Raw genomic sequence first — 25070 nt, 5'->3', positions numbered from 1 at the left:
GGTCAGGCTCCCGACGGCGCGGCAGGCGTGCCACCAGGCGGCGGGCCGTCCTGCGGGTCGCGTTCGTCGCGCTTCACGCGGAACCACGTCGCATACAGCGCGGGCAGGTAGAACAGCGTCAGCACGGTCGCGCTCGTGATGCCGCCCATCAGCGCGGTCGCCATCGGCCCGAAGAAGTTCGAGCGCAACAGCGGGATCAGCGCGAGCACGGCGGCCGCGGCCGTCAGCGTGATCGGGCGGAAACGCCGCACGGTCGCGCCGATGATCGCGTCGACGCGCCCGTGGCCGACCGCGATGTCCTGCTCGATCTGGTCGACGAGGATCACCGAGTTGCGCATGATGATCCCGAACATCGCGATCACGCCGAGCATCGCGACGAAGCCGAACGGCTGGCCAAACAGCAGCAGCGTGGCGACCACGCCGATCAACCCGAGCGGAGCGGTCAGCACGACCATCAGCACGCGCGAGAAGCTCTGCAGCTGGATCATCAGCAGCGTGAACACGGCGATCGCCATCAGCGGCATCTGCGCGTTGATCGAGTTCTGCGCCTTCGCGCTTTCCTCGACCGAGCCGCCGATGTTGATCTGATAACCGACCGGCAACTGCGCGCGCAATGCGTTCAGCTTCGCGTCGACCGCATGCGTGACGTCGATGCCCTGCGAACCGGCGCGCACGTCCGACTGCACGGTGATGGTCGGCTGGCGATCGCGTTCCCACACGACGCCGTATTCGAGCGTCGGCTTGAAGCGGCCGAGCGAGCCGAGCGGCACCGGGCCGTTCGGGGTCGGCAGCGCGAGGCCGGCGAGCTTCGCGGGGTCGACGCGATCGGCCTTCGGCGCGCGCAGGTCGACCGCGATCAGCTTGTCGCGCTCGCGGTACTGCGTGACGGTCGTGCCGGACAGCGTCATCGCGAGGAAGCTCGACACGTCCTGCGACGTGACGTTCAGCTCGCGCGCCTTCTTCTGGTCGATCTCGAAGCGCACCGAGCGCTCGGCCGGTTCGTCCCAGTCGAACTGCACGTTGACCGTGCGCGCGTCGCCGCGCATCGTCGCCGCGACCTTCTCGGCGATCGAGCGAACCGTCGCGATGCTGTCGCCGCTCACGCGGAACTGCACCGGGTAGCCGACCGGCGGGCCGTTCTCGAGCCGCGACAGGCGCCAGCGCACGGCCGGGAACTGGTCGCGCAACGTGGTTTCGAGCCAGGTCGCGAGCTTCTCGCGATCCTTCACCGATTTCGCGGTGATCACGAACTGCGCGAAGTTCGGCAACTGCAACTGCTGGTCGAGTGGCAGGTAGAAGCGCGGCGCACCGCTGCCGACGAAGTTCACCGAACGGTCGATCTCGGGGCGCTTGTCGATCACCTTCTCGAGGCGCTCGGTCTCGCGCAGCGTCGCCGCGAACGACGCGCCTTCGGGCAGCCGCAGGTCGACCAGCAACTCGGGCCTGTCCGAACTCGGGAAGAACTGCTGCGGCACCAGCGAGAAGCCCATCAGCGACACGACGAACAGGGCGCCCGTGATCAGCAGCACGACGAAGCGCCGCTCGATGCACCAGTCGATCCAGCCGCGCAGCCGCCGGTAGAAGCGCGTGTCGTAGATGTCATGCTCGTGATCGTCGGGCAGATGAGCCTCGTGTGCTTGCCGCTTGCGCTCGGGCAGCATGTGGTAGCCGAGCAGCGGGATCAGCACGACGGCCGCGAACCACGATGCGATCAGCGCGATCGCCGACACCTCGAAGATCGAGCGCGTGTATTCGCCGGTGCTCGATTTCGCGAGCGCGATCGGCAGGAAGCCCGACACGGTGACGAGCGTGCCGGTCAGCATCGGGAACGCGGTGCTCGTATAGGCGAACGCGGCGGCGCGTGCGCGGGTGTAGCCCTGTTCGAGCTTCACGGCCATCATCTCGACCGCGATGATCGCGTCGTCGACGAGCAGCCCGAGCGCCAGCACGAGCGTGCCGAGCGACACCTTGTGCAGCCCGATGTCGAACATGTACATGAAGAGGGCCGTTACAGCGAGCACGACCGGAATCGAGATCACGACGACCATCCCGGTGCGCAGGCCGAGCGACACGAGGCTCACGACCAGCACGATCGCGACTGCTTCGGCGACGGCTTCGAGGAAGTCGTCGACCGAGTGCGCGACCGCGTGCGGCATGCTCGACACCTCGACCAGCTTGAGGCCGGCCGGCAGTTGCGCCTGCAGGTCCTTCGATTCGGCGTCGAGCGCCTTGCCGAGCCGGATCACGTCGCCGCCCGGTTGCATCGTGACCCCGATGCCGAGCACGGCCTTACCGTTCGAGCGCATCTGCGTGACGACCGGATCGTCGTAGCCGCGCTTGACGGTCGCGAGATCGCCGAGCCGGAACGTACGGCCGTTGATGCGGATCAGCGTGTCGGCGATCGCGTCGACATTGTCGAACTGGCCGCTCGGGCGCACGAACACGCGATCGTCGGCGGTCGTCAGCACGCCGGCCGACGAGATGTCGTTCTGCGCGTTGATCGCCTGCCCGAGCTGCTGCGGCGAGATGCCGAGGCGCGTGAGCTGCGCGTTGTTCACCTCGATGAAGATCCGCTGGTCGGGGTCGCCGAAATAGTCGACCTTGCCGACGCCCGGCACGCGCAGCAGCACGGTGCGCAATTGATCGGCGTAGTCGTGCAGTTGAGCGGGCGTGAAGCCGTCGCCTTCGAGCGTCCAGATGTTGGTATAGACGTCGCCGAATTCGTCGTTGAAGAACGGGCCCTGCACGCCGGGCGGCAGCGTGTAGCCGATGTCGCCGACCTTCTTGCGGATCTGGTACCAGGTCTCGGGCACGTCCTTCACGGGCGCCGAATCCTTCATCGTGAAGAAGATCAGCGATTCGCCGGGGCGCGAATAGCTGCGCAGGAAGTCGATGGCCGGCGTTTCCTGCAGCTTGCGGCCGATCCGGTCGGTCACCTGTTCCTGCACCTGCCGCGCGCTCGCGCCGGGCCAGAACGTGCGGATCACCATCACGCGGAACGTGAACGGCGGGTCTTCGGACTGCGCGAGCCGCGTGTACGCGAGGATGCCCGCGAGCGTCGCGAGCGCGATCAGGTAGACGACCAGCGCCTGGTGGCGCAGCGCCCACGCGGAGAGATTGAAGCGGCCTTCTTCGTACGAAACGCTCACGATGCGAAGTCCTCCGGATGCAGCGGCGCGATCGCGCGTACCTTCTCGCCCGCGCTGACCGTGTGCACGCCCTGCAGCACGACGCGCTCGCCGGGCTGCAGCCCGTGCGACACCGTCACCGTGCGCTCGTTGAAGCGCGCGACGTCGACGCGGCGCAGCTCGAGCGTGTCGTCCTTCGCGCGCACGACCCATACGGCCGGCTGCGCGCCGTCATGGAACAGCGCGGTCGCGGGCAGCGTGATCGACGGTGCGTCGCCGGCGGCCGGTGCGCCGTCGAACGCGACGCTGGCCGTCATCCCGAGCCGGATCGCCGGATCGGGCGCGGCGAGCGTGAGCTTCACGCGATACGTGCGGCTTTGCGGATCGGCGGCCGGCGCGATTTCGCGCACCTTCGCGGCGAACTGGCGGCCCGGCAGCGACGGCAGCGTGACGGCGGCTGCGTGGCCGGGCGCGAGCGAGGCAAGCGCGGCCTCGGGCACGTCGCTGACGACGTCGACGTCGCCGGACCACGCGAGCTGGTAGACGGCCTGGCCGGCCGACACGTTCTGGCCGGTGTCCGCCTGTTCGGCGGTGATGTAGCCCGCATGATCGGCGACGAGCGTCGCGTAGCGGAGCTGGTTCTTCGCGAGTGCGAGTTGCTGCTGCGCCTGGTCGCGCTGCGCGAGCGCCGACGTATAGCTGTTCTGGGTCTGTTCGAGCTGGGCGGTCGCGATCAGGTTTTCGCGCGCCTGGGCGCGATCGCGGTCGAGCTGCTGCTTCGCGAACGTGAGGCTGTGCGTCGCGGCATCGAGTTGCGCCTGCGCGCTCGCGGCGTTTTTCTCGACGTCGGACGGATCGAGCAGCGCGACGACCTGGCCGACCTTGACGGTATCGCCGAGGCGCACCTTGCGCTCGATGATCTTGCCGGCGATGCGGAACGACAGCGGGGTGGCGTAGCGCGGCTGGATCTCGCCGGGGAGCGTGCGGGCGACAGCGGCGTCGTCGGCATGGGCGGGCAGCGCGACGACGGGGCGCGGGGCGGGCGGCGCGGATTCTTTCGGATGACAGGCGGCGAGGACGAGCGCGGCGCCGATCAGCAGCGCGGCGCGGGAACCGGAGCGATTCACGAAACCCCCAGATGAGGTGAGAGCGAGAGCGGAACGATGCCGGCAAGCGCGGCGGGCGCTTGCCCCGAGCGGCGCCGGCACGGGCGCGCGGACACCATCTTTCAGAAACTGTGGCGAATTCTAATACACACCTGTATCTGAGTGCAAAGATGAATCTGAAAGGCAATTGGTGCTAGACTGCGCGCCATGAAACCACAGCGCTTGACACGCGAGCAGAGCAGGGACCAGACGCGCGAGCGTCTGCTGATTGCCGCGCACCGTATTTTTCTGAAGAAAGGCTATGTGGCCGCGAGCGTCGAGGACATCGCGGCGGCGGCCGGCTATACGCGCGGCGCGTTCTACTCGAATTTCCGCAGCAAGTCCGACCTGCTGCTCGAGTTGCTGGAGCGCGATCACGCCGAGGTGCAGGCCGACTTCCAGGCGATCTTCGACGGGGGCGGAGCGCGCGAGCAGATGGAGTCGATGGCGCTCGCGTATTACCGAACGCTGTTTCAGGACGACGAATATTCGCTGCTGTGGGGCGAGGCGAAACTGCAGGCCGCGCGCGACGCGAAATTCCGCGTGCGCTTCAACCAGTTCCTGCACGGCAAGCGCCTGCAGATGGCCGAGTTCATCCGGCGTTTCTCCGAGCGCGCGGGCACGCCGCTGCTGCTGCCGGCGGAGACGCTTGCGTTCGGGCTGATGTGCCTGTGCGACGGCGTGCAGTCGTACTACACGGCCGATCCGCAGCACGTGTCGGCCGACGTGGCCGAGTCGGTGCTCGCGGGATTCTTCGCGCGCGTCGTGCTCGGGCGCGCGCCGGACTGACGCGGCAGCGGGTTCGTCGTGCCGTGTGCGATGCGCGGCAGAGGCGGGGTGCGATGAAGCATGCGGCGCGCGCCGCGCCTCATGGCGTCGTGCGAATCAGCGCTCGCCGGTCATCCGCCGGTATGCATCGAGCAGCGACGTCTTGTAGACGACCCCGGCGAGCGTCGGCTCGGCTTCGCTTTCGATCACCGGCAGGCGTTCGCCCTGGAACGCCATGAAGCGTTCGAGCGCGGTGGCGAGCGGCATGTCGGGCGTCAGGAGCGGAAACGGCGTGTGCGCGTAATGCGCGGCCGTCTTGTCGGTCGTGTCGCGCTTGTCCAGCAGGTCGGACGTGATGTCCTTCAGCGCGACCGCGCCGCGAAAGCGCCCGGCGTCGTCGGTCACGTACAGATACTTCACCGGATATTCGAGAAACACGCGCGTCATGTCGGCGACGCTCGCCGTGAGCGGCACGACCGTCTGCGCGGGCTGGATCAGCTCGCGCATCTGCGTGGTGCGCAGCCGCAGCTTCTCCTGCGCGTCCTGGTAATGGTGCTGCGTGATCTCGTACATCGACGTCGTGCCCGTCGCGCGCGCGACGAAATACGCGAATACGCACGACACCAGGAGCGGCAGCACGACCTGGTAGCTCAGCGTCATCTCGAAGATCATCAGGATCGCCATCAGCGGCGCCTGCGTGGCGCCCGCCATGAACGCCCCCATGCCGACGATCGCGTAGGCGAAGTACGCCGACGTATGGCCCGGCCACAGCGCTTCCATCGCGAGCCCGAACAGCGAACCGAACACCGCGCCGACGAACAGCGTCGGCGTGAACACACCGCCGATCGCACCCGAGCCGACCGTGGCGGAGGTGGCGATCACCTTGAACACGAGCACCGCGACCAGCGCTTGCCAGGTCCACGGCGAATGCAGGATCTGGTTCACGACGCTGTAGCCGTTGCCCCATACGTCCGGCGTCCACACCGAGATCACGCCGACGACGAGGCCGCCGAGCGCGAGCCGCACCGGTAGCGGCAGCGGCAGCCGCTTGAACTGGTTCTTCGACGCGTCGAGCAGGTGCAGGAACTGCGGCGCGAGCACGCCGCACAGCGCGCCGAGCACGACGAACAGCAGGACCTCGGGGCCCGTGACGGCCGGAAACACCGGCATCTCGTACGGCGGCCGGTAGCCGGCGAATTCGCGCATCACGATGTTCGCGACGACCGATGCGACGACCATCGGCCCGAAGCTCTCCATCGCGATCGTGCCGAGCACGATTTCCGACACGAAGAACGCGCCGGCGATCGGCGCGTTGTACGCGGACGTGATGCCGGCCGCCGCCCCGCAGGCGACCAGCAGGCGCAGGCGCGGCGGGTCGAAGTGTACGAAGCGGCCGACGAGAGACGCGGCGAGCGCCGCGAGCTGCACCATCGGGCCTTCGCGGCCGATCGAGCCGCCGCTGCCGATCGTCAGCAGCGACGACACGCTGCGCCACAGGCTCTGCCGCACGGGGACGACGCCGTTGCCGAGCGCGACCGATTCCATGTAGTCGGTCTTGCCGGCCTGCTTGTCGCCGCGCGTTGCGAGCAGCAGCACGCAGCCGGCGAGGAAGCCACCCGCGGCCGGCATCCAGAACCGCACGTACCACGGCAGGCGCTTCGCCATCTGCACGAAGCTGCCGCTTTGCCCGGAGATCAGGTGCTGCATCAGGTCGATGCCTTCGCGGAACGCCATCGTGGCAAAGGCGCCGCCGACGCCGACGATGGCCGACCAGATCAGCATCGTATGGGCGTCCGACAGGCGGAACAGCTTTTGGGCGCGAGTGCGCAGCTTCAGCAGGAACGAGAGCACGGCTGAAAGAGGGCGATGGAAAACGACGCGAAGCATAGCACTGCGCCGCGCCCGCGGGACCATCCCGTCGGGCGCGGCGCGCGAAGTGTCACGGGCGGGCAACTCAGCCAAGCCAGTGCTGCACGGCCCAGGTGATCCCGTAGCCGCCGACGATCAGCCATACGTACAGGATCAGGCCGGTCATCAGTGCCCGGGGGCCGGCCGCGCGGATCTGCGCGACGCGGGTTTCGATGCCGAGCGCGGTCATGGCCATCGTCAGCGCGAAGGTGTCGAGCACGTTCAGCGTGTGGGTGACCTGGCCCGGCAGCACGTTCAGCGAATTGACGATCACGAAACCGAGGAAACCGAGTGCGAACCAGGGCACGGCCACCTTGCGCTTGCCTTGCGCGCCGCCGGCCGTCGCACGTGCCGAGCGGGCGAGCCACCAGCCGAGCACCAGCAGCACCGGCACCAGCAGCATCACGCGCGTCATCTTCACGATCGTCGCGATGTGCGCGACCTGCGGGCTGATGTCGCTCGCCGCGCCGACTACCTGTGCGACCTCGTGGATCGTGCCGCCGAAGAACAGGCCGAGGCCGGCCGGATCGAGGTTCAGCAGCCCGGCGTGATACGCGATCGGGTACAGGAACATAGACAGTGTGCCGAACAGCACGACGCTGCCCACGGCCATCGCGCTCTGGTGCGGCTTCGACTGCAGCGTCGACTCGAACGCGAGCACGGCGGCCGCGCCGCAGATCGCGCTGCCGGCAGCGGTCAGCAGGGCGGAATCGCGGTCGAGCTTCATGATCTTCATGCCGGCCCAGGTGCCGATCACGAGCGTGCTGACGACCACCAGCACCGACACCGTCAGGCCCGGCAGCCCGACCTGCGCGATTTCCTGCAGGCTCACGCGCAACCCGAAGAACGCGACCGCGATGCGCAGCAGCTTGCGCGCGGAGAAATTGACGCCGGCCGCCCAGCTGGCCGGCATGCCGTCGCGCAGCGCGTTGCCGTACAGCGCGCCGGCGACGATGCCGACGATCAGCGGCGACAGGCCGAGCCCCGCGATCGCGGGAAGCTGGGACAGGCTCGTGACGGCGGCGGCGAACAGCGCGACGAACAGCACGCCGTTCAACTGGCCGCGCATTGACGGCGCGGCGGGGCTGAGATGGGGAGTCGGGGCAGTGGACATGGAAGCACCGTGTTGGAGCGTGTTGCGATGCTGTAATCCTAATTTCGTTATATCGATATGAAAAATTGTGATTTGTGACATAAACTATCCGGAAAGCCGATAATTTATCCCCATGACCCCGGATCAACTGATAACGTTCGCCGCCGTCGCCGAACACCTGAACATCAGCCACGCCGCCGTGGCGCTGCATCTGTCGCAGCCGGCCGTGTCGGGCCAGCTGCGGCTGCTGCAGGACGAATTCGGCGAGCCGCTGTACCAGCGCGAAGGCCGCGGCATCCGCCTGACCCCGGTCGGCGAACAGCTCGCGCAGTACGCGAAGGCGCAGCGCGACACGTTCGCGCAGGCGCGCGCGTTTCGCGACGCGGTACGCGGCCTCGAGGCCGGCACGCTGCGCATCGGCGCGAGCACGACGCCCGCGAGCTACCTGTTGCCGTACCTGATCGCGGCGTTCCAGCCGCGCGCACCGCGCGTGGCGATTCACACGATGAGCGGCAACACGGCCGACGTGGTCGCGGCGCTGCCGTCGCTCGATATCGCGATGATCGAAGGGCCGCCCGGCGAGGCGCTGCCGCCGGGCACCGCGGTGCACGCGTGGCGCGAGGACGAGATCGTGGCGATCGTGCCGACCGGGCATCCACTGGCCGCTCCCGAATACGCGCCGGGGGTCACGCTCGCCGCGCTGGCGGCGCATCCGCTCGTATTGCGCGAGGCGGGCTCCGCCGTGCGGCAACTCGTCGAGCGCGCGTTCGCGCATGGCGCGGCGCCGATGCGTGTCGCATTCGAGATCGCGGGTGTCGAGGCCGTGAAGGAGGCCGTGCGTGCCGGGATGGGTGTCGGGTTCGTGTCCGCGATGTCGCTGCGCCACGACGATGCCGCGCTCGTCCTGCGCTCGCTCGCGCCCGCGCCGCTCACGCGCCACTTCTCCATCCTCGTGCCGCACGGCGGCGCGCCGTCGCGGGTCGCCGCGCAATTCCTCGAAATGAGCCTCGCGCACGACATCGCCTGAACCTCGCCTGAACGACCGAACCCGGACCGGGCACGCGCGATGCGTGTCGTCAGGCGCGCGTTCGCGCCGTGCACCGTCTTAGGGATTTCCTCTATGGCGTGGGTTCGAGGCGAAGCGCACCATCCGTCTCAAGCAAATGGAACCGGTTCCATTCCGGGGAAAGAGGGCAAAATGACAGACATCGTGATCGTGGCGAGCGCATTCGGGATGGACCGCGTGCGTCAGGAGGGCCACAGCGCATTCGTCGCGACCGCGGCGGCATCCGGTGCGACCGGTTTCGAGGTGCGGCGCGAGCTGTTCGCATCGGAAGCGGATGCGGCGCACGGCGCGCTGGCCGCGCTCGGTGCGCAACTGGCCGGCCAGGGGCTGTGGTCGGTCTATTCGACGCCGGCCAACCTGTACACGGAAACGGGCGCGCTCGACGCGGATGCATTGCGCGGCGCGCTCGCGGAAGCCGACGCGCTCGGCGCGCGCTTCGTGAAATTCCAGCTCGGCGGCTTCGCCGGCGACGCACACGCGGCCGACATCGTCGCGCTGTCGCGCGGCGCACGGGCACGCGTGGTGGTCGAGAACGGCCAGCTTCCGGTCGGCGGCGCGCTCGCGCAGTTTCGCGGGCTGTTCGAGGCACTGGCCGCGGCGGGCCTGCCCGATGCGCTCGGGATGACGTTCGACATCGGCAACTGGCAATGGCCGGGCGAAGCGCCGCTTGATTGCGCGCAAGTGCTCGCGCCGCATGTGGAATACATTCATTGCAAGGCTGTCGAGGGCGAGGGCGCGCGCCGTTTCGCCGCCGCGCCGGCGCCGAACGACCCGCTCGTGACCGGCGTGCTCGCGGCGCTGCCGCAGCAGGCGCCGCGCGGCATCGAGTTTCCGTTCGATGCGGCCGACCTGGCGGGCGACGCGTGCCGGCGTGTCGCGTGGCTCGCAACCGCGTGACCGCGGAAGGATCCTGGAGAGTTCATTCATGAAAGCAGCACTCGATGTCGTGACCTACGGCGAAGCGATGGCGATGTTCGTCGCGACCGAGCCCGGCCATCTCGCGCACGCGACGCAATTCTCGAAGCGGATCGCGGGCGCCGACCTGAACGTTGCAATCGGCCTGTCGCGGCTCGGCTTCCGGGTCGGCTGGATGAGCCGCGTCGGCCGCGATTCGTTCGGCGGCTACGTGCTCGACACGCTGGCGCGCGAGGGCATCGACGCGTCGTGCGTGACGGTCGATCCGCGTTACCCGACCGGCTTTCAGCTCAAGTCGCGCAACGACGACGGCAGCGACCCGACCGTCGAGTATTTCCGCAAGGGTTCGGCCGCGAGCCACCTGTCGTGCGACGACTACGTGGCCGACTACGTGCTCGGCGCGTGCCACCTGCACCTGACGGGCGTCGCGCCCGCGATCTCCGCGACGTCGTGCGAACTCGCGTTCAAGTTGGCGCGCGAAATGCGCGCGGCCGGCAAGACGATCTCGTTCGACCCGAACCTGCGCCCGACGCTGTGGCCGTCCGCCGACGTGATGACGAAGACGCTGAACGCGCTCGCGTCGCTCGCCGACTGGGTACTGCCGGGCATCGCCGAAGGGCGGCAACTGACCGGACACGACACGCCGGCCGACATCGCGGGCTTCTATCTTGCGCAGGGCGCGCGCGGCGTCGTGATCAAGCTGGGTGCGCAAGGCGCGTACTACCGGACGGCTGACGGCCGCGACGGAACGGTGGTGGGCGAGCGCGTGCAGAACGTCGTCGATACGGTGGGCGCCGGCGACGGCTTCGCGGTCGGCGTGGTCAGCGCGCTGCTGGAGGGGAAGACGATCGAGCAGGCCGTGGCGCGTGGCAACCGGATCGGCGCGCTTGCGATCCAGGTGATCGGCGACTCGGAAGGGCTGCCGACCCGTGCTGCGCTCGATCGGTTCGAAAATGTCAGCAATCGCGCCGATCGCTTAGAGGAAACCTTCACCGCGCAATGAGAGGCCGGACACGGCACAATCCGCGGACTCATTTCGTCGTACAAGCATGGGATCTGAGTCGGTGCTGAAGGGCAAACTCGGGTCGACCGCGAAGCATAGGACCGGAGTAAGTGCTGAAGCACTAACTCGGGTCGACCGCGAAGCATGGGACCGGAGTAAGTGCTGAAGCACTAACTCTGGCCGACCGCGAAGCATGGGACCGGAGTAAGCGCTAAAGCGCTAACTCTGGCCGACCGCGAAGCATGGGACCGGAGTAAGCGCTAAAGCACTAACTCGGGTCGACCGCGAAGCATGGGACCGGAGTAAGTGCTAAAGCACTAACTCCGGTCGACATAGGAGACATTCTGATGGCCAATACTCTCGCTGCCCGCCGCTGGTGGACGATCATGCCGATCGTCTTCATCACGTACAGCCTCGCCTACCTCGACCGCGCGAACTACGGGTTCGCCGCCGCGGCCGGCATCAACCAGGACCTCGGGATCAGCAAGGGTCTCTCGTCACTGATCGGCGCGCTGTTCTTCCTCGGCTACTTCTTCTTCCAGATCCCCGGCGCGATCTATGCGGAACGCCGCAGCGTGAAGAAGCTCGTGTTCGTCAGCCTCATCCTGTGGGGCGCCTGCGCGGCGCTCACGGGCGTGGTCAGCAACATCCCGTCGCTGATGGCGATCCGCTTCCTGCTCGGCGTCGTCGAGGCGGCCGTGATGCCGGCGATGCTGATCTACATCAGCAACTGGTTCACGAAGAACGAGCGCTCGCGCGCGAACACGTTCCTGATTCTCGGCAACCCGGTCACCGTGCTGTGGATGTCGATCGTCTCGGGCTATCTCGTGCACGAATTCGGCTGGCGCCACATGTTCATCGCCGAAGGCGTGCCGGCCGTGCTCTGGGCCGTGTGCTGGTGGTTCCTCGTGCAGGACAAGCCGGCCGATTCGCCGTGGCTCACCGCGCAGGAAAAACGCGACCTCGACGCCGCGCTCGTAGCCGAGCAGGCAGCAATCAAGCCCGTGCGCAACTATGGCGAGGCATTCCGCTCGCCGGCCGTGATCAAGCTGTGCGCACAGTATTTCTGCTGGAGCATCGGCGTGTACGGCTTCGTGCTGTGGCTGCCGTCGATCGTCAAGAACGGCTCCGACCTCGGGATGGTCGCGACCGGCTGGCTGTCCGCGCTGCCGTATCTCGCCGCGACGATCGCGATGATCGCGGCGTCGTGGGCGTCCGACAAGGTCGGCTCGCGCCGCGGCTTCGTGTGGCCGTTCCTGCTGATCGGCGCGGCCGCGTTCGCCGCGTCGTACGCGCTCGGCTCGTCGCATTTCTGGATCTCGTACGCGCTGCTGGTCGTCGCGGGCGCCGCGATGTACGCGCCGTACGGCCCGTTCTTCGCGATCGTGCCGGAACTGCTGCCGAAGAACGTCGCCGGCGGCGCGATGGCGCTGATCAACAGCATGGGCGCGCTCGGCTCGTTCGTCGGCTCGTACTTCGTCGGCTACCTGAACGGTGCGACCGGCTCGCCCGTCGCGTCGTACGCATTCATGAGCGCCGCGCTCGTGGCTGCGGTGATCCTCACGCTGTCCGTCAAACCCCACGCGCCCGATGCGCATTCGCTCGCGGCGCCGCTGCAAGGAAAATGAATCAGATGAAGCCCCGTATCGTCGCGTACAAGCCGCTGCCCGATGACGTCCTCGCGTACCTGCGCGAACATGCGGACGTCGTGCAGGCCGACGGTGTCGCAGCCCTCGCCGATGCGCTCGGCGACGCGGACGGCGCGATCGGCGCGAGCCTGAAGGTCACGCCGGACATGCTCGACCGCGCACCGCGGCTGAAGGCGTGGTCGACGATTTCGGTCGGCTACGACAACTTCGACGTCGCGGATCTCACGCGGCGCGGGATCGTGCTCGCGCATACGCCGGACGTGCTGACCGAGTCGACCGCCGACACGGTGTTCTCGCTGATCCTCGCGTCCGCGCGACGCGTGGTCGAACTGGCCGAGTGGGTGAAGGCGGGCCACTGGCATCGCAGCATCGGCCCTGACCTGTACGGCACCGACGTGCAGGGCAAGACGCTCGGCATCGTCGGGCTCGGGCGGATCGGCGGCGCGGTCGCGCGTCGCGCGGCACTCGGTTTCCGGATGCAGGTGCTGTACGCGAACCGGTCCGCGCATGCGGAAGCGGAGACTCAGTACGGTGCGCGGCGCGTGAGCCTCGACGAACTGCTCGCGCAATCGGACTTCGTGTGCCTGCAAGTGCCGCTGTCGCCGGAAACGCACCACCTGATCGGCGCGGCCGAGTTCGCGAAGATGAAGCGCAGCGCGATCCTGATCAATGCGTCGCGTGGGCCGGTGGTCGACGAAGCCGCGCTGATCGATGCGCTGCGTGCGGGCACGATCCGCGGCGCGGGGCTCGACGTGTTCGAGAAGGAGCCGCTGGCGGCGGATTCGCCACTGCTGCAGATGAAGCATGTCGTCGCGCTGCCGCATATCGGCTCGGCGACGCACGAGACGCGCCATGCGATGGCGCGCTGCGCCGCGGAAAACCTGGTCGGCGCGCTGGCCGGCACGCTGCGCACGAATCTCGTCAATCTGGATGCGCTCGCGCGCGCCTGAGCCGCGACGGGTAATGGGCCGGCCAGCAGTCGACGTCCGGCCGGCGGGGGGGCCGGCTTCGTTAGAGTCGATGATCTTGGTGCCGGAGGGCTGGCTGCGTTATGATCCCCGCGCGTCGTATCGATGCGTCCGGCCACGATGCCGGCGGCGTCCCGCGACGGGTATCCACGCCAGGTCCGATGCTGCCGACTGCTTTTGCGCGTGACCGGGGCGGGTGCCACCGCGCCGGCACCGATCGATGGCGAAGCATGGGGGCCGCGTAAGTGCTGAAGGGCTGACGCTGACCGACCGCGAAGCATGGGGTCCGCGTAAGCGGTGAAGGGCTAACGCTGACCGACCGCGAAGCATGGGGTCCGCGTAAGCGGTGAAGGGCTGACGCTGACCGACCGCGAAGCATGGGGTCCGCGTAAGCGCTAAAGCGCTAACGCGGACCGACAGGAGATTCCACCGGGTGGCTTACGTTTCCAACAACAAAGGTCCGTCTGCTCACGAAGCGGCGCGGATCGCACGTCGCGAGGCACGACAGTGACCAATTCGCAACCAACCACGACGCGTCCGGCGACGATCAGCGATGTCGCGCGCGAGGCCGGCACAGGCAAGACCAGCGTGTCGCGCTACCTGAACGGCGAGACGCACGTGCTGTCCACCGATCTGCGCCAGCGGATCGAAGCAGCCATCGCGCGGCTCAACTACCGGCCGAACCAGATGGCGCGCGGGCTCAAGCGCGGCCGCAACCGGCTGCTCGGCATGCTCGCAGCCGACCTGACCAATCCCTATACCATTGAAGTGCTGCAGGGCGTCGAAGCCGCCTGCCACGCACTCGGCTACATGCCGCTGATCTGTCACGCGGCGAACGAAGTCGAGATGGAGCGCCGCTTCCTGCAGCTGCTCACGACCTACCGCGTCGAAGGGCTGATCGTCAACGCGCTCGGCGCCGATGAGGACGTGCTGCGCCCGCTGCGCGGGGCCGGCATCCCGGCCGTGCTCGTCGACCGGACGGTCGAAGGCTTCGAGGCCGACCTGATCGGCCTCGACAACGCCGACGCGATCGAGACGGCACTCGCGCACCTGATTGAACACGGTTTCGATGCAATCCATTTCGTCGTGCAGCCGTTCGAGCGCGTCAGCTCGCGGCGCCTGCGCGAGGCCGCATTCCGCGCGGCACTGGCGGCGCGCGGGCTGACGGTGCCGTCGACGGTCGTGCTCGACCTGAACGAGCCCGACGCGGTCACAGCGGCGCTGGCCGACATCGATGCCCGCATCGATGACGCGGCACGGCGCGGCGTGCGCGCGGCGCTGTTCGCCGCGAACGCGCCGGTCGCGCTCGCGATCGCGCGCCATCTGCGCGCGCGTTTCGGCACCGCGTGGCAGCAGAAGGCGGCGCTGCTGTCGATCGACGATCCGGAATGGGCCGAGCTGATCGGCATCACGACGATCCGGCAGCCGACCTACGAAATCGGCTACAAGGCCGTCGAATTCGTGCACGAGCGGATCGACGGCGCGGCGGGCGACGTACGCGTCTCGCTGTTGCCGGGCGAGCTGGTTGCGCGCGCGTCGACCGCAAGCTGAGTATCATTCGGGGCACGCAGCGCGCCAGGTGCGCTGCCCCGAACAAGGAAATACATGACTGTCGCTCCCGTCACGCTGGCGGTGCTGATCGCCGCCACGCTGATCATCGCGCTCCTGCCGCTCGTCCTCTACCGTATCCTGCGCAAGCCGCTTGCGCTGAACCGCCGCGACACGATCGTCGGCGTGGCCGTCTTCACGCTGTTTGCGATGATCCTCGAACGCGCGTTCCACGGGCTCGTGCTGAGCCGGACGCCGCCGGACGGCTGGCTCACGCAGCCGCTCGCGTTCGTCGCGTACAGCGCGCTCGTGACCGCCGTGTTCGAGGAAGTCGGCCGCTATCTCGGGATGCGTTTCCTGAACCGCCGTTACGGCGCGTCGGCCGGCGACGGCCGTGGAATCGGTTACGGGATCGGTCACGGTGGCGCCGAAGCGTGGTTCGTCGGCGTACTCGTGTGGGGCCAGTGGTCGTATCTCGCGTGGCTCGCGAGCCGCGGCCAGCTCGAGACCCAGCTCGCCGACCTGCCGGGCGATACCGTCGTGCGGCTGCACGTGATGCTCGCGACGCTGTCGACACAGTCGATCCTGCTGTTGCTGCTTGAGCGCTGCGCGGCGTTCGTGCTGCAGCTTGCGCTGTCGGTGCTGGTCTGGCGCGGCGTGCGCGCCGGCCGCGCGAGCGTGTTGCCGCTTGCGATCGTGCTGCATGCGCTGGCGGCCGCGCCGGCGCTGCTGTACCAGGTGCGTGTGCTGCCGGCCGGCTGGGTCGAGGCCGCGTATTTTGTGCTGGCGGCGATCCTGGTCGTCGTGCTGGTGAAGACGTGCCGGCCGACGCAATCGGCAGCCTGACGGGAGAGACGGGATGGACGACTATCTGATCGAATGCCAGAGCGCGGAATTTGACGCGCTCGCTCGCGTGATCTGCGATCTCTTTCCGGAGCAGACGCGTTTCGCCGAAAGCAGCGATGAGCGCGGGCGGTTCCTGTCCGTGCATTGGCTGGCGATGCGTTTCGGCGCTGTGCCGAAGCGGATGACGCTCGATATCCGCATCGTGCCGGCGGCGCTCGCGCGCTATCTGGCGCTCAAGCCGATGCAGCGTGCACGCAGCCATGCGGTGTTGCACGCGTATACGGAAGCGATGCTCGGGTCGCTCGAGGAGCGCCACGCGGCCGGCGAGGCCGTCGAGCGCGACGCCGAACTCGAGCTCGACGAAGACTTTGCGTGACCGTTCGCGCCGGCGCGCCGCATTACGCGTCGCGGTAAACCTGCGCGAAGCGCTGCGCCTGCACGACACCGTAGTCGCCGGGCGCGTATTGCATCACCCAGTCGCCGGCGACGCCGCGCAGCGTGTCGCCGTTTTCCGAGCGGGCGATCGTGAACGGTTCGTCCATGCGGCGGGCGAGCACGACGGCCGGCCGGTTCCGGTAGGCGCCCGGTGCGCCGTGCGCGAGTGCCGGATCGGCGGGCAGGTATTTGGCGTCGAAGCGCGCGCGCGACACGACCCAGCGGTCGCCGGTCGAGCCCGTGATCAGCGCGTCGCCCGCCACATAGCGGTTCGGGCCTTCGAGGCTCATCAGTTCGCCGTCCGCATCCGCGAAGGAAACGGCGACGGTTTCGTCCTTGACGACGCGACGGGCCTGCGGATCGGTACGCAGGTCGATGTGCTTGAGTTCGAGCATGGCGGGGAAGTGCGGGAAAGCTGGAAAAGCCGGGAGCTTATCCCGAATCCGGCGCGCCGTGTGACGCGCCGGTCGCCTGTAGCGGCGCGACGCGGCGCCGTTCGGCCCGGACGGGCGGCACGGCGCCGGCGGGGAGGGTATCAGGGCTGCGCGGGCGCGCTGGCGGCCGGCGCGGCTGCCGCCTTGCTTTCCTTGCCCTTCGCCTTGCCCTTGCCGCGGTGCTCGCCACCGTGGTGCAGCCAGCTGCGGAACGTCGTGTCGGCCAGGGCCTTCTGGTCGGCCGGGAAGCTCTCGTAGAGCGGTGCGAAGGCGTCGGCGAGCTTCTTCGCGCCGTCGGCGTTCGCTTGCGACAGTTCCGCGTACTGCTTCATGTCGTCGAGCGCGGAGACGTCATGCTTGGCCATCCGTTCGCGATAGAGGCGGCCCATCGTGTCGCCGTTGTCGCGCATCGTGTCGGCGAACGTCTTCCACTGCGGTTCCTGCGCCGACGTGATCTTCAGCTGGTCGTGCAGGTACTTGATGCGCTGCTCGACGCGCGCTTCGTGGCGCGCCTCGCGCTGCTCGGCGCTCGGGGCCGAAGCCGCGGCCATCGTGGCCTGAGCGGGCGCTTGCGGCTGCGCCGGGGTTTGCGCGAACGCGCTGGCTGCAACGGCGAGCGTAGCGAGGGTGAGCGAGATTTTCTTCATGGTTGGCTCTCCGGGGTGGTGTCGTGCGAACGGGCGCGGCGGCAACTGCCGCAAGCGCGCATCTCGCGTCGCCCGCTATTAGTAGCACGTTGCGTGCGGCGCAGCAGTGAATGCGACACTTGCTTACATCCGATACGAATCGAAATTGAAAGGTTCGTATCGGCTCCGGGCGATGCCGTTTGGGCGCTCCGGCGTTCGGCGCTATCATCGCGTCACCTTCCACTTCGCCGGCGCGTCGTGCCCCGGCCCAGCCTCATGCGTCCACCCCGCCTCGACCAACTCGACGATCTCGACCGGCAACTCGTCGCGCTGCTGCAGGCCGATGCGCGCGCCAGCGTCGCGGATCTCGCGCGCCAGCTCGACGTCGCGCGCACGACGGTCGTCGCACGCATCGCGCGGCTCGAACGCACCAACGTGATCGCCGGCTACAGCGTCCGGCTCGGGCAGGACGTGCTCGACGCGAGCATTTACGCGTATGTCGGCATCATCCTCACGCCGAAGTTCGGCAAGGACGTATTGCGCAAGCTCGACCGGATGCCCGAGGTGCAACTGCTGTGCGCGGTGAGCGGCGAGTACGACTACGTCGCATGGCTGCGCGCCGATTCGCCCGAACGGCTCAACGACCTGCTCGACCAGATCGGCACGCTCGAAGGCGTCGAACGCACGACGACGTCGATCATCCTGTCGCGCAAGATCGATCGCGGGACGATCGGCGGCTGACGCTCAAGCGCGGTGTCCGTCGCGCCGCGCGTGTTGCGCCGCCGTATCGGCCCGGCTGTCGGGCAGCGCCGCACCGGGCGGCCGCGCAAGCGGAATCCGCACCGAGATGCGCAAGCCGCGCGATTCCGCTTCGTCCGCATAGGCGAGCGTGATGTCGGCGCCCATCCGGTCCGCGACGATCTTCACGATCGACAGGCCGAGCCCGGAGCCGATCTGCGCGTTGCCGGGCACCCGGTAGAACGGATCGAACACGCGCTCGTGTTCGTGCGGCGCGATGCCCGGCCCGGTGTCGGCGATTGTCACGCACGCGTGCGTGTCCGTGCATTGCGTCGACAGGTCCACGCGTCCGCCCGGCGGCGTGTAGCGGATCGCGTTGTCGACCAGGTTCATCACCAGTGACGTGAGTTCGCGCTCGTCGACGGACACGGAGGTATCCGGGCCGTCTTCGATGCCGATGTCGATCGTTTTCGCTTCGGCGAGCGGCATCAGGTCTTCCAGCACGCGGCGATAGACCGCATGGACCGACACGTCGCCGGGCGGCGTAGCCGGCGCGCTTTGCGCCCGCGCGAGCGCGAGCAGTTGCCCGACCAGGTGGCGGCTGCGGTCGAGTCCGCCGCGCAGTGCGGCGAGCCGCGCGCGCGCATCGTCCGGCAGGTCGGACTCGGCCAGGCGCTCGGCCTGCAGCGACATCGCCGTGAGCGGCGAGCGCAGTTCGTGCGCGGCGTCGGCGACGAAGCGGCGCTGCGCGGCGACCGATTGCGCGACACGCGCCAGCATCCGGTTGATCGCGACGACGAACGGCCGTACCTCGACCGGCACGCGATCGACCGGCACCGCGCGCAGGTCGTGCTCGTCGCGCGCATCGATACCGGCGGACAGCGCGGCCACCGGGCGGAACAGCTTGCGCACGAGATCGGCGACGAGCAGCAACAGGATCGGTACGAGGATCAGCAGCGGCAACGCGGTGCGCCACGCGCTTTCGCGCGCGACATCGTCGCGCATGCCGGCTTCCTGCGCGACCGCGATGCGCTCGCCGTTCGCGAACGTCCGGACCATCACGCGATACGTGCTGCCGCCGGCGTCGACCGTATGCAGCCCGTCGGCGAGCGTCGGCGCCAGCGCGAGCCGCGGCGCGCCGTCACTGCCCGGCTGCGGTGCGCCGCCGAGCGGCTGCACGATCACGCGCGACAGTTCGTCGCTCTCACGTGCGGGCCCGGCGCCGCCGGCATGGAGCGACGGTGTCTGCTGGCGGTCGAGCAGCGTCGCGACCTCGCGCAGCACGTCGTCCTGCAATTCGTGCGCTTCGTCGAATGCCGATGAAAAGGCGAACGCGGCCGCGGCCATCGCGACGGCCAGGATCGCGGCCGACAGCGCGACCGACAGGCGGAACCCGATCGATTCGTTCAGACGTTTCTTGAAACCATCCATCCCGCACCCCTGACGTTCTTGATCACGGTGCTGCCGAGCTTGCGGCGCAGCGAATGGATCAGGAATTCGACCGCGTTGCTTTCGACTTCCTCGCCCCAGCCGTACAGGCGATCTTCGAGCTCGCGCCGCGACAGGATCGCGCCCGGGCGCACCAGCAGCGCGCGCAGCAGCGAGAACTCGCGATTCGACAGCGGCACCGGCGCCTGCCCGTCGACGGCGGCCTCGCGCGTCGCCGGGTCGAGCGACACGATTCCGTTGCTCAGCAGCGGCGCGGCCGAACCGGCCCGGCGCCGGATCGCGACACGAATCCGCGCGAGCAGTTCGGCCATCTCGAACGGCTTCACGATGTAGTCGTCGGCGCCGCCGTCGAGGCCGCGCAAGCGATCGTCGAGCCCGTCGCGTGCAGTGACGATCAGCAGCGGCGTACTGGCATCTTTCGCGCGGATGGCGGCCAGCACGTCGAGCCCGTCGCGGCCGGGCAGGCCGAGGTCGAGCAGGACCAGGTCGTAGGGCTGCGCGGCGAACGCGGTCAACGCGCGCACGCCGTCGGTGACCCAGTCGGTGGCGTACGACGCATCCTTCAGCGCGGCATGGACGGCCTCGCCGATCATCGGGTCGTCTTCGACGAGCAGTATTCGCATGCGTGTTCTCCGTGCCGCGCAAACGCCGCCAGCGTATGCGATTCCCGCGCGTGCGTCACGTGCCGTGCGCTTGCCGCGATCCTCACGTGCCGCTGAACCGGTCGAGGGCCGCGAGCAGGCTCTTCATCGCGGCGGCCGAATCGGCCTGCGTCGGATGGTCGGCGCGCAGCGCGGAGAGCGCCCGGTCGATCTCCTGGTCGACCATGTGCCAGTCGGCGGCCGCGCGCGGCTTGAGGCCGGCTTCGGCTGCGTCCCACGCGATCTCGAGATCCTTGATGCGCGTTTTCGCGCCGGGCAGGTCGCCCTTGGCGACGAGCGTGTTCACGTCGACGGCGATCGTGCGGAACTGCGACAGGTCGCCGAGCTTCGATGCGTGGGCCGCCGCGGGCGATGTTGCAGCCGAGGCGGGCAACGGGGTCGATGCGTTCGCATCCTGCTGCTTCGAGCAGCCGGCGGAGGCGCTCAACAGCGCAATGGTGGCCGCGGCAAGGGCGAGACGGGTAACGGGATGGGGGATGCGCATGGCGTGTCCTCGATTCGGTGAACGGAAAGAACGGAAAGAAAGGGGCGTCATTCGGCGGTACCGGCACGCGTGCGCGGGCCGCTGCCGAACTGCGCGACGGCGACGAGCAGCACGATCACGGTCAGGAACAGCAGGCTCGTCCATGCGGCGCCGAAGCCGAGCCCGCCATAGGTGCGCGCCTGCGTGAGCAGGTCGCCGAGCGATGCGCCGAACGGGCGTGTCAGGATGTACGCGATCCAGAACGCCAGCACTGCATTGGCGCCGAGCCGCCACATCACGAACACGGCCGCGATCAACCCGCCGAAGATGAGCGCGCCGAGCGTGAAGCCGAGCCCGAGCGCTTCGGTCGCGAGATCGCCGGCTGCGGTGCCGAGCGCGAACGTGCAGAGGATCGCGGCCCAGTAGAACAGTTCGCGCCGCGGCGTAACGATCGTGTCGATCGACAGCGTGCCTTCGACGCGATGCCACACGAAGAAGATCGTGGCGAGCGCGACGGCAAACGCGGCGGTACTCGCATACAGGCTGACGTTCAGGCCGTCGGTGAGCAGGTCGGTGATCTGCGTGCCGACGATGCTGACCAGCACCACCGTGAGCCAGTAGATCCACGGCACGTAGCGGCGCGTACGCAACTGCAGCCACAGCGCGATCGCGAGCAGCGACGCCATCGCGACGCGCGTGACGGTCTGGCCAAGCCCCGCGTTGACCGCGAGAAAGTCCGCGCCGGTTTCGCCGACCGTGGTCGACATGATCTTGATGATCCAGAACGACAGCGCGACGTCGGGCACCTTGTTCAGCCAGTGCGGCGTGCGATGGGCGGGCAGGGATTGCATGCGATGCCTCCTTGGCAATCGGGTGGTCGGCATGCAGTCTGAATCGCGAGACTTAGGCCAGCCATAGCGGGCCGGCAGCGGGTGAAAAACGCTCGTTTCGACGTTTCGACGAAATGTGTCGTCGTAACGTCGAAATTATCGGTCGTTTCGCATCATTCTTCGTCTTGGAACTGATTTTGCGCGTCCCTAAACTGTGTTCATGGCTCAACGCCGTCCACAACACCAAACCCATCATCAGGAGATAAGCGCATGAAAATCGCCATCGTCGGCGCAGGTCTGATCGGCCACACCATTGCTCACATGCTGCGTGAAACGGGCGACTACGAAGTCGTCGCGTTCGACCGCGACGCGGATGCGCTCGCGAAGCTCTCGCGCGAAGGCATCGCGACGCAACGGGTCGATTCGGCCGACGCCAACGCGATTCGCGAAGCAGTGAAGGGCTTCGATGCGCTCGTCAACGCGCTGCCTTACTACCTCGCGGTCAACGTCGCCGCCGCCGCGAAGGCTGCCGGCGTCCACTACTTCGACCTGACCGAAGACGTGCGCGCGACCCACGCGATCCGCGAGCTGGCCGACGGCTCGGACCGTGCGTTCATGCCGCAGTGCGGCCTCGCACCGGGCTTCATCGGTCTCGCCGCGCATGAACTGGTGAACGGCTTCAGCGAAGTGCGCGACGTGAAGATGCGCGTAGGCGCCTTGCCCGAGTATCCGACCAACGCGCTGAAGTACAACCTGACGTGGAGCGTCGACGGCCTGATCAACGAATACTGCCAGCCGTGCGAAGCGATCCGCGACGGCCGCAAGCAGTGGGTGCAGCCGCTCGAAGGCCTCGAGCACTTCTCGCTCGACGGTACCGAATACGAAGCGTTCAACACGTCGGGCGGCCTCGGCACGCTGTGCGAGACGCTGTCGGGCAAGGTCGAGACGCTCGACTACAAGTCGGTGCGCTACCCGGGCCACCGCGATCTCGTCCAGTTCCTGCTCGAAGACCTGCGCCTGTCGACCGACCGCGACACGCTGAAGTCGATCATGCGCCGTGCAGTGCCGTCGACGAAGCAGGACGTCGTGCTCGTGTTCATCACGGTGACGGGCGTGAAGGATGGCCAGCTGGTGCAGGACGTGTTCACGCGCAAGATTTTCGCGAAGGACGTGTGCGGGATGCACATGAGCGCGATCCAGATCACGACGGCCGGTGCGATGTGCGCGGTGCTGGATCTGTTCCGCGAGAAGAAGCTGCCGCAAAGCGGTTTCATCCCGCAGGAAAAGGTCTCGCTGAAGGCGTTCCTGTCGAACCGCTTCGGCAAGCTGTACGAAGGCGGCACGATGGAGCGTGTGCACGCGGTGGCCTGAGCGTCCGCCAGCCTCTGGCACGAGGGCCGTACGACGCCGGGAGCGCAGCAGCGCTTCCGGCGTTGTTTTTTGCGGGGAGCGAAAAAGGTGCGGCGCTCAGGCCGGCAGCGGCGGGACGATCGTTGCCGCAGGCGGAGGCGGCGCGATGCGGTACAGCAGCGTATCGACGTCGGTGTCGGATGGCGCGGTGTTGTCGAACATCACGATGCCGTCGCATTCGTGGCCGGTCGGCACGAATCGGCGCTGCCGGTATTCGTCCCAGTGCGTGAGCTTGTACGCGTCGTTCGGGTTGCCGCGCGCGACGATCCGCTGGTGCGCGACGTCTTCCGACGTATGGACCCAGACGACCGTCAGCGTGACGTCGGGTGCGATGCCGAGCCATGCGCGGTCGAGAATGCGGCGATCGCGCACTTCGCGCGACAGCGGGCCGACGACGAGCGCGCCGATGCCCAGCGCGAGATTTTCACGGGCCGTGTCGAGCAGGCCGTGGTATTCGGGATCGCGCAGGTGCTTCAGGTAGAGCGGGCTGTCGCGGTCGTTCGGATCCTCGGTGAGCGCGCCCATCGCGGCCGAGCTGTAGCGGCCGTACAGCGTGTCCTTGTCGAGCAGGCAGAACGCCTCGCCGGTCGCGCGCATCAGCGGCCCGATGAGCCGCTTCGCGAGCGTGGTCTTGCCGGTGCCGGCGTGACCGCAGAAGAACACCAGGTGCGTCACGAAACCTTGCCCCCCGGCCGCGGGCTCGACGCACCGTTGCGCTTGTCGCCGCGCGAGAACACTTCCGCTTCCAGCCACATCGCGTTGATGATGCCGAAGCCGAGCGCCACGCCGATGCCGAGTATCCACGAGAAATACCACATGGGTCTGTCTCCTTGACGGTTGGGCCGCACGGCCGTGCGGCGTGTGTGCCGCAGTGTTCCGGTGCGCGTGCTGCGGCGCACGCAGCACGATCATGACCAATATCGCCGTGCCGCGCAAGCCGGGCTGCCCGCGCAGCAAACCGGTAAACTGATGCGCAAACCGCAACATCACGGACACCATGCTGATCAACTGTGCTGCATACCAGGACGGCCGCAAGCTGGCCGACATCGATATCGACGCCATCAGCGACTACGTGTCGAAGCCCGAATGCTTCGTGTGGGTCGCGCTGAAAGATCCGACACCCGAGGAAATCGACCTGATGGGCGAGGAGTTCGGGCTGCACGAGCTGGCACTCGAGGATGCCCGCAAGGGGCATCAGCGGCCGAAGATCGAGGAGTATGGCGATTCGCTGTTCGCAGTGCTGCATACGGTCGAGCTCGACGATGACGACGAATTCAAGATGGGCGAGCTGAACGTGTTCGTCGGCCCGAACTACGTGCTGTCGATCCGCAACCATACCGAGCAGGATTTCCGCGACGTGCGTAAGCGCTGCGAGCGCGAGCCGCACCTGTTACAGGAAGGTTCGGCGTTCGTGTTCTACGCGCTGATGGACCAGGTCGTCGACCGCTATTTCCCGATCCTCGAAACGCTCGGCACCGAGCTCGAGGAACTCGAGGATCGCATCTTCGCGAAGGCCACGCCCGCGTCGTCGCGCGCGATCATCGAGGATCTCTATTCGCTGAAGCGCCGCCTCGTGATGCTGTACCAGCACACGGCGCCGCTGATCGAACCGCTCGCGAAACTCACCGGCGGGCGCGTTCCGCAGGTCTGCAGCGGGATGGCGGCTTATTTTCGCGACGTGTACGACCATCTGCAGCGGATCGTGAAGACGATCGAAGGGCGCCGCGAGATGGTCGTGACGGCGATCCAGGTCAACCTCGGAATGATTTCGCTGGCCGAGAGCGAAGTGACGAAGCGGCTCGGGTCGTTCGCCGCGCTGTTCGCGATACCGACGATGATCGCAGGCATCTACGGGATGAACTTCGCGAACATGCCCGAACTGCACCTGAAATACGGTTTCTACGGCTGCATCGCCTCGATGGTCGTCGCCGACTTCGCGCTGTGGTGGCGATTCAAGCGGGCAGGGTGGTTGTAGTCCTGCGTCGC

General features: G+C 67.8%; 24 protein-coding genes. 12 read left to right on the top strand and 12 right to left on the bottom strand.

Annotation, left to right across the window (positions count from 1 at the left end):
- Positions 1-2: 2 nt before the first annotated feature.
- Both HAV18_RS33725 and HAV18_RS33720 read right to left on the bottom strand, forming a co-directional pair.
- Positions 3-3149 carry an efflux RND transporter permease subunit gene (locus tag HAV18_RS33725; RefSeq protein ID WP_166964584.1) on the bottom strand — a complete coding sequence of 1049 codons (3147 nt, stop codon included), beginning with the start codon at positions 3147-3149 and terminating at the stop codon, positions 3-5.
- Positions 3146-4255 carry an efflux RND transporter periplasmic adaptor subunit gene (locus HAV18_RS33720; protein WP_166964582.1) on the bottom strand — a complete coding sequence of 370 codons (1110 nt, stop codon included), beginning with the start codon at positions 4253-4255 and terminating at the stop codon, positions 3146-3148. The genes HAV18_RS33725 and HAV18_RS33720 overlap by 4 nt, the downstream gene beginning before the upstream one ends.
- 186 nt (positions 4256-4441) lie before the next feature.
- On the opposite strand from HAV18_RS33720, the gene HAV18_RS33715 reads away from it, so the two are divergent.
- The gene (locus tag HAV18_RS33715) at positions 4442-5062 is read left to right on the top strand and encodes a TetR/AcrR family transcriptional regulator (protein ID WP_166964580.1); all 621 of its coding nucleotides are present in this window, start codon (positions 4442-4444) and stop codon (positions 5060-5062) included.
- Between the two features lie 96 nt (positions 5063-5158).
- Here HAV18_RS33715 and HAV18_RS33710 read toward each other — a convergent pair whose 3' ends face one another.
- Positions 5159-6892 carry a ClcB-like voltage-gated chloride channel protein gene (locus tag HAV18_RS33710; RefSeq protein WP_347814796.1) on the bottom strand — a complete coding sequence of 578 codons (1734 nt, stop codon included), beginning with the start codon at positions 6890-6892 and terminating at the stop codon, positions 5159-5161.
- A 103-nt stretch (positions 6893-6995) separates the two neighbouring features.
- Positions 6996-8063 (bottom strand): YeiH family protein, encoded by a 1068-nt coding sequence (locus HAV18_RS33705; protein WP_166964576.1) that lies wholly within the window; start codon positions 8061-8063, stop codon positions 6996-6998.
- Positions 8064-8175: 112 nt separating this feature from the next.
- On the opposite strand from HAV18_RS33705, the gene HAV18_RS33700 reads away from it, so the two are divergent.
- The 8 genes from HAV18_RS33700 (at position 8176) to HAV18_RS33665 (ending at position 16413) form a co-directional block, all read left to right on the top strand.
- Positions 8176-9069, top strand: coding sequence for a LysR family transcriptional regulator (locus tag HAV18_RS33700; protein ID WP_166964574.1), 894 nt, complete (start codon positions 8176-8178; stop codon positions 9067-9069).
- 171 nt (positions 9070-9240) lie between these two features.
- The gene (locus HAV18_RS33695; RefSeq protein WP_166964572.1) at positions 9241-10005 is read left to right on the top strand and encodes a sugar phosphate isomerase/epimerase; all 765 of its coding nucleotides are present in this window, start codon (positions 9241-9243) and stop codon (positions 10003-10005) included.
- Between the two features lie 28 nt (positions 10006-10033).
- On the top strand, positions 10034-11026 hold the full coding sequence (locus HAV18_RS33690) for a sugar kinase (protein ID WP_166964570.1): 993 nt from the start codon (positions 10034-10036) through the stop codon (positions 11024-11026).
- A 347-nt stretch (positions 11027-11373) separates the two neighbouring features.
- Positions 11374-12654 (top strand): MFS transporter, encoded by a 1281-nt coding sequence (locus HAV18_RS33685; protein ID WP_166964568.1) that lies wholly within the window; start codon positions 11374-11376, stop codon positions 12652-12654.
- A gap of 5 nt (positions 12655-12659) precedes the next feature.
- Positions 12660-13625 carry an NAD(P)-dependent oxidoreductase gene (locus HAV18_RS33680; protein WP_166964566.1) on the top strand — a complete coding sequence of 322 codons (966 nt, stop codon included), beginning with the start codon at positions 12660-12662 and terminating at the stop codon, positions 13623-13625.
- A 525-nt stretch (positions 13626-14150) separates the two neighbouring features.
- Positions 14151-15194 carry a LacI family DNA-binding transcriptional regulator gene (locus HAV18_RS33675; RefSeq protein ID WP_166964564.1) on the top strand — a complete coding sequence of 348 codons (1044 nt, stop codon included), beginning with the start codon at positions 14151-14153 and terminating at the stop codon, positions 15192-15194.
- A 54-nt stretch (positions 15195-15248) separates the two neighbouring features.
- Positions 15249-16037 (top strand): YhfC family intramembrane metalloprotease, encoded by a 789-nt coding sequence (locus HAV18_RS33670; protein WP_166964562.1) that lies wholly within the window; start codon positions 15249-15251, stop codon positions 16035-16037.
- Positions 16038-16050: 13 nt separating this feature from the next.
- A complete protein-coding gene (locus HAV18_RS33665) occupies positions 16051-16413 on the top strand; it encodes a DUF3022 domain-containing protein (protein WP_166964560.1) in 363 nt (120 codons plus the stop codon).
- 22 nt (positions 16414-16435) lie between these two features.
- Here HAV18_RS33665 and HAV18_RS33660 read toward each other — a convergent pair whose 3' ends face one another.
- On the bottom strand, positions 16436-16867 hold the full coding sequence (locus HAV18_RS33660; protein WP_021160921.1) for a PGDYG domain-containing protein: 432 nt from the start codon (positions 16865-16867) through the stop codon (positions 16436-16438).
- Positions 16868-17007: 140 nt separating this feature from the next.
- Positions 17008-17553, bottom strand: coding sequence for a Spy/CpxP family protein refolding chaperone (locus tag HAV18_RS33655; RefSeq protein ID WP_166964558.1), 546 nt, complete (start codon positions 17551-17553; stop codon positions 17008-17010).
- A 255-nt stretch (positions 17554-17808) separates the two neighbouring features.
- Here HAV18_RS33655 and HAV18_RS33650 point away from each other — a divergent pair, with 255 nt between their 5' ends.
- Positions 17809-18273 carry an Lrp/AsnC family transcriptional regulator gene (locus tag HAV18_RS33650; protein WP_006481526.1) on the top strand — a complete coding sequence of 155 codons (465 nt, stop codon included), beginning with the start codon at positions 17809-17811 and terminating at the stop codon, positions 18271-18273.
- Between the two features lie 3 nt (positions 18274-18276).
- Here the strand turns inward: HAV18_RS33650 and HAV18_RS33645 are convergent, their stop codons facing one another.
- The 4 genes from HAV18_RS33645 to HAV18_RS33630 all read right to left on the bottom strand — a co-directional run bounded on the left by HAV18_RS33645 (position 18277) and on the right by HAV18_RS33630 (position 21695).
- Positions 18277-19701 carry a HAMP domain-containing sensor histidine kinase gene (locus HAV18_RS33645; protein ID WP_166964556.1) on the bottom strand — a complete coding sequence of 475 codons (1425 nt, stop codon included), beginning with the start codon at positions 19699-19701 and terminating at the stop codon, positions 18277-18279.
- Positions 19677-20342: a response regulator transcription factor gene (locus HAV18_RS33640; protein WP_166964554.1), complete on the bottom strand. Its 666-nt coding sequence runs from the start codon at positions 20340-20342 to the stop codon at positions 19677-19679. The genes HAV18_RS33645 and HAV18_RS33640 overlap by 25 nt, the downstream gene beginning before the upstream one ends.
- A gap of 82 nt (positions 20343-20424) precedes the next feature.
- Positions 20425-20865, bottom strand: coding sequence for a hypothetical protein (locus HAV18_RS33635; RefSeq protein WP_166964552.1), 441 nt, complete (start codon positions 20863-20865; stop codon positions 20425-20427).
- A 47-nt stretch (positions 20866-20912) separates the two neighbouring features.
- Positions 20913-21695 (bottom strand): hypothetical protein, encoded by a 783-nt coding sequence (locus tag HAV18_RS33630; protein WP_166964550.1) that lies wholly within the window; start codon positions 21693-21695, stop codon positions 20913-20915.
- Between the two features lie 249 nt (positions 21696-21944).
- Here HAV18_RS33630 and HAV18_RS33625 point away from each other — a divergent pair, with 249 nt between their 5' ends.
- Positions 21945-23045 (top strand): saccharopine dehydrogenase family protein, encoded by a 1101-nt coding sequence (locus HAV18_RS33625; protein ID WP_085039114.1) that lies wholly within the window; start codon positions 21945-21947, stop codon positions 23043-23045.
- Positions 23046-23141: 96 nt separating this feature from the next.
- Here the strand turns inward: HAV18_RS33625 and HAV18_RS33620 are convergent, their stop codons facing one another.
- Positions 23142-23759, bottom strand: a complete 618-nt coding sequence (locus tag HAV18_RS33620) for an ATP-binding protein (protein ID WP_166964548.1) — start codon at positions 23757-23759, stop codon at positions 23142-23144.
- Positions 23756-23902 (bottom strand): cytochrome bd-I oxidase subunit CydX, encoded by a 147-nt coding sequence (gene cydX / locus HAV18_RS33615; RefSeq protein ID WP_166964546.1) that lies wholly within the window; start codon positions 23900-23902, stop codon positions 23756-23758. The genes HAV18_RS33620 and cydX overlap by 4 nt, the downstream gene beginning before the upstream one ends.
- 179 nt (positions 23903-24081) lie before the next feature.
- Between cydX and corA the strand changes: the two genes are divergently transcribed.
- Entirely contained in the window at positions 24082-25059 is a 978-nt protein-coding gene (gene corA, locus HAV18_RS33610; RefSeq protein WP_166964545.1) for a magnesium/cobalt transporter CorA, read from the top strand.
- Positions 25060-25070 lie beyond the last annotated feature (11 nt).

The sequence above is a fragment of the Burkholderia sp. D-99 genome, from assembly GCF_011605345.1.
Lineage (GTDB): Bacteria > Pseudomonadota > Gammaproteobacteria > Burkholderiales > Burkholderiaceae > Burkholderia.
This window is presented reverse-complemented; position numbering and strand designations above follow the sequence as displayed.

Excerpts from the sequence above, each read along its gene's own strand:
- HAV18_RS33715 (WP_166964580.1), top strand. The coding sequence starts at position 4,442 with ATGAAACCACAGCGCTTGACACGCGAGCAGAGCAGGGACCAGACGCGC.
- HAV18_RS33705 (WP_166964576.1), bottom strand. The coding sequence starts at position 8,063 with ATGTCCACTGCCCCGACTCCCCATCTCAGCCCCGCCGCGCCGTCAATG.
- HAV18_RS33700 (WP_166964574.1), top strand. The coding sequence starts at position 8,176 with ATGACCCCGGATCAACTGATAACGTTCGCCGCCGTCGCCGAACACCTG.
- HAV18_RS33695 (WP_166964572.1), top strand. The coding sequence starts at position 9,241 with ATGACAGACATCGTGATCGTGGCGAGCGCATTCGGGATGGACCGCGTG.
- HAV18_RS33690 (WP_166964570.1), top strand. The coding sequence starts at position 10,034 with ATGAAAGCAGCACTCGATGTCGTGACCTACGGCGAAGCGATGGCGATG.
- HAV18_RS33685 (WP_166964568.1), top strand. The coding sequence starts at position 11,374 with ATGGCCAATACTCTCGCTGCCCGCCGCTGGTGGACGATCATGCCGATC.
- HAV18_RS33680 (WP_166964566.1), top strand. The coding sequence starts at position 12,660 with ATGAAGCCCCGTATCGTCGCGTACAAGCCGCTGCCCGATGACGTCCTC.
- HAV18_RS33670 (WP_166964562.1), top strand. The coding sequence starts at position 15,249 with ATGACTGTCGCTCCCGTCACGCTGGCGGTGCTGATCGCCGCCACGCTG.
- HAV18_RS33665 (WP_166964560.1), top strand. The coding sequence starts at position 16,051 with ATGGACGACTATCTGATCGAATGCCAGAGCGCGGAATTTGACGCGCTC.
- HAV18_RS33660 (WP_021160921.1), bottom strand. The coding sequence starts at position 16,867 with ATGCTCGAACTCAAGCACATCGACCTGCGTACCGATCCGCAGGCCCGT.
- HAV18_RS33655 (WP_166964558.1), bottom strand. The coding sequence starts at position 17,553 with ATGAAGAAAATCTCGCTCACCCTCGCTACGCTCGCCGTTGCAGCCAGC.
- HAV18_RS33650 (WP_006481526.1), top strand. The coding sequence starts at position 17,809 with ATGCGTCCACCCCGCCTCGACCAACTCGACGATCTCGACCGGCAACTC.
- HAV18_RS33645 (WP_166964556.1), bottom strand. The coding sequence starts at position 19,701 with ATGGATGGTTTCAAGAAACGTCTGAACGAATCGATCGGGTTCCGCCTG.
- HAV18_RS33640 (WP_166964554.1), bottom strand. The coding sequence starts at position 20,342 with ATGCGAATACTGCTCGTCGAAGACGACCCGATGATCGGCGAGGCCGTC.
- HAV18_RS33635 (WP_166964552.1), bottom strand. The coding sequence starts at position 20,865 with ATGCGCATCCCCCATCCCGTTACCCGTCTCGCCCTTGCCGCGGCCACC.
- HAV18_RS33630 (WP_166964550.1), bottom strand. The coding sequence starts at position 21,695 with ATGCAATCCCTGCCCGCCCATCGCACGCCGCACTGGCTGAACAAGGTG.
- HAV18_RS33625 (WP_085039114.1), top strand. The coding sequence starts at position 21,945 with ATGAAAATCGCCATCGTCGGCGCAGGTCTGATCGGCCACACCATTGCT.
- cydX (WP_166964546.1), bottom strand. The coding sequence starts at position 23,902 with ATGTGGTATTTCTCGTGGATACTCGGCATCGGCGTGGCGCTCGGCTTC.
- corA (WP_166964545.1), top strand. The coding sequence starts at position 24,082 with ATGCTGATCAACTGTGCTGCATACCAGGACGGCCGCAAGCTGGCCGAC.